Origin of the sequence: Kocuria sp. ZOR0020, assembly GCF_000800955.1 — a bacterium.
In the GTDB taxonomy this organism is placed as follows: domain Bacteria; phylum Actinomycetota; class Actinomycetes; order Actinomycetales; family Micrococcaceae; genus Kocuria; species Kocuria subflava.
Window position 1 is genome coordinate 1 of the sequence record NZ_JROX01000345.1, and the last position, 2925, is coordinate 2925.

Sequence of the window (2925 nt, forward strand, 5' to 3'; positions counted from 1 at the left end):
CCCGCCGCAACCGGTGCGGCACCCAAGCCAGGAGCAGCCCCCAAACCGGGCGGTTCCGCAAGCCCCGCGCCGAAGCCCGGCGCAACTCCCAAGCCCGGCCCCAAGCCGGGTCCGAGCAAGGGCTGACCCGACTCACCTGCTGAACCCGCCAGGGATCGAGCAGAACGAGCACCTAAGGGCTGTGCCGCGCAACCCCAGCGCGGCACAGCGCAGACCAGGTCACCAGGACGGTGACGCACCGCGACCGCGGTGAGAGAAACAAGGAGACGGCCGACATGCCGAAGATGAAGACCCACTCGGGTGCCAAGAAGCGCTTCAAGATCACGGGTTCGGGCAAGGTCAAGCGTCAGCAGGCCAACCGCCGCCACTACCTGGAGCACAAGTCCTCGCGACTGACCCGCCGCCTGGCCGGTGACAAGATCGTCACCCCCGGTGAGGCCAAGGTTGTCAAGAAGATGCTGGGCAAGTGACCCTGGCTCATTGAGCACTTGGCGGGCTGATGTTCAGCTCCGCACCCCAAAACTTGTAAGCCGTTCCCGCGTTGAACCGGGAGCAAGACCGTAAGGAGTACACACGTGGCACGTGTGAAGCGGGCGGTAAACGCCCACAAGAAGCGTCGGACCACCCTGGAAGCCGCCTCCGGCTACCGCGGACAGCGCTCGCGCCTGTACCGCAAGGCCAAGGAACAGGTCATCCACTCGTACGTTTACAACTACGATCACCGCCGCGCCCGCAAGGGTGACTTCCGTCGCCTGTGGATCCAGCGCATCAACGCTGCTGCTCGCGCCAACGGCCTGACCTACAACCGTTTCATCCAGGGCCTGAAGCTGGCTGAGGTTGAGGTTGACCGTCGCATGCTGGCCGAGCTGGCCGTCAACGACAACGCTGCCTTTGTGGCGCTGGTTGAGGTTGCCAAGAACGCTCTGCCGGCTGACACCTCCGCTCCGCGCGACGCCGCCTGAGTCACCCTCAGACGCGCACTGACGTGAGCATTTCGGAACGCCTCGCCGAATCCTTGCTGTCCAACCCCCGAGCCGATCGGGTCAGGACAGTTGCGGGTTTGGCGAGGCGTTCTGCGCGTTCCAAACAGGGTTTGTTCCTGGCGGAGGGGCCGCAGAACGTGCGGGAGGCCTTGTCCACGCACGTTGCCTTGGGATCTTTCCAGGTCCCCGCGACGACGACGCCCCGTGGGGCATCCTCAGCCCTGTTGCCTGTCCTGGATGCGCTCTACGTGACGGAATCCTGCCTGGATCGTCACCCGGACATCGCCCAGTTGGTTGAGGCCGTGGCGGACGGCGCGGGGCCGCACAGAGTGTTCATCCGCCTGGTGACTGACGAGGTCCTGAAGGTCATCTCCGACGCCCAGACCCCGCAGGGGGCCGTGGCGGTGTGTCGGATTCCCACGGTGTCTATGGCCGACGTACTGGGGCCTGCGGGTGAGACCAACCCCCACGGGCCGGCACGACTGACTGCAGCCCTGTGCCGCGTTCAGGACCCGGGCAACGCCGGAACCATCATCCGCGCCGCTGATGCCGCCGGTGCCGATGCCGTGATCCTGACCAGTGGCTCCGTGGATCTGCACAACCCCAAGACCGTGCGCTCCACTGCAGGTTCCCTGTTTCACCTGCCGGTCCTCACCCAGGTGGAGTTCACCGATCTGGTGCGCGCGGCTGGAGCCGTGGGAGCGCAAATGTTGGCCGCCGACGGATATGCCGCGCTGAACCTGGATGAGCTCCAGGATGCCCCATTGACCGGCGCATCGGTTGCCTGTGACCTGGCAACACCCACCGTGTGGTTGTTCGGAAATGAGGCACAGGGCCTCTCAGACACGGAGAAGCAGGCAGCAGCGCACCGCGTGGCGGTCCCGTTGTACGGTCGCGCCGAGTCCCTCAACGTGGGCACAGCTGCAACCCTGTGCCTCTACGCCTCCGCCAGAGCGCAACGGCGCTGAGGGTGGGCGGGCGCCGTCGTCGTTCGGTGCGTGAAGCTGCACAATGTGAAACAGATTCACAGGCGGGTTACGCTGATCCGGTGACCGCCGAAAGTGACAGTCCCGAGTCTTATCCGCAGGACCACGTGTTCCGTACCCAAGTTGTGGGGGCCGCCGTCCTGGACGACCCTGAGAACCCCGCCCGTTTCCTGGCCGCTCAGCGCGCCTACCCGGAGACCCTGCGCGGCATGTGGGAGTTCCCGGGCGGGAAGGCCGACCCGGAAGACGCCACCTGCCAGGACGCCCTGATCCGCGAGTGCGCCGAGGAACTCGACGTTGACCTTCGACTTCACCAGGAGATCCCGGGGCCACACCCGCAAGGCTGGCCGTTGAAGGATTCCGCAGCCATGCGGGTTTGGACCGCCACCGTGGTGGACGGTGAGCTGATGCTTGGCCACCAGTACGACGGCGCCGACCACCTTGAGTTGCGCTGGATCCCCATGGAAGACGCCGGACAGGCCGCCCGGGACCTCGAATGGATCCCGGCGGACCGCCCGATCGTGGAAGCGCTGTTGGCGCTGTACCGCTGAGGCGCGTCCTCCGCACTACCGGCCGTGACATCACCGCTAATTGCTGAGATCACCGGCAACGGGGTGTCATCTCATCACTTGGTGGTGATCTCCCGGGGCGGGTTGGGGCGGGGTGTAACGACGACGCCGGCGCACCCTGGCTAAGCCTCGATCCACCGACTCAGGTTCGGGCCGGCGGCCGATATCCCGGATCGGCACTGAGCCGTTTTTTGGCGTGACGTGGTGGCCGGCCTCGCTACCGGTGGTGTTCCACTGATGTTCTTTCGGTTGTGCCGATGCCCGGCGGGTGGTCGGGTGGTTATGCCGGTTGCGGTGGCGGGTGGACGGCGGTGAAGAGCCGCTCGAATCCCTGTTGCCAGGGCCAGGTCTCGGGCAGGCGGATGCGGATCCTGCGGGCGCTGGAGG

4 protein-coding genes are annotated in these 2925 nt (G+C 66.1%); all 4 read left to right on the forward strand.

Annotated features, from left to right (window positions below):
• Positions 1-275 precede the first annotated feature (275 nt).
• Positions 276-470 (forward strand): 50S ribosomal protein L35, encoded by a 195-nt coding sequence (gene rpmI / locus L979_RS13650; protein WP_047692783.1) that lies wholly within the window; start codon positions 276-278, stop codon positions 468-470.
• A gap of 105 nt (positions 471-575) precedes the next feature.
• Entirely contained in the window at positions 576-962 is a 387-nt protein-coding gene (gene rplT / locus L979_RS13655) for a 50S ribosomal protein L20 (RefSeq protein ID WP_047692785.1), read from the forward strand.
• A 23-nt stretch (positions 963-985) separates the two neighbouring features.
• The gene (locus tag L979_RS13660; RefSeq protein ID WP_047692787.1) at positions 986-1951 is read left to right on the forward strand and encodes an RNA methyltransferase; all 966 of its coding nucleotides are present in this window, start codon (positions 986-988) and stop codon (positions 1949-1951) included.
• Positions 1952-2031: 80 nt separating this feature from the next.
• Positions 2032-2520: a (deoxy)nucleoside triphosphate pyrophosphohydrolase gene (locus L979_RS13665; RefSeq protein WP_231559555.1), complete on the forward strand. Its 489-nt coding sequence runs from the start codon at positions 2032-2034 to the stop codon at positions 2518-2520.
• The last annotated feature ends 405 nt before the right edge of the window (positions 2521-2925 follow it).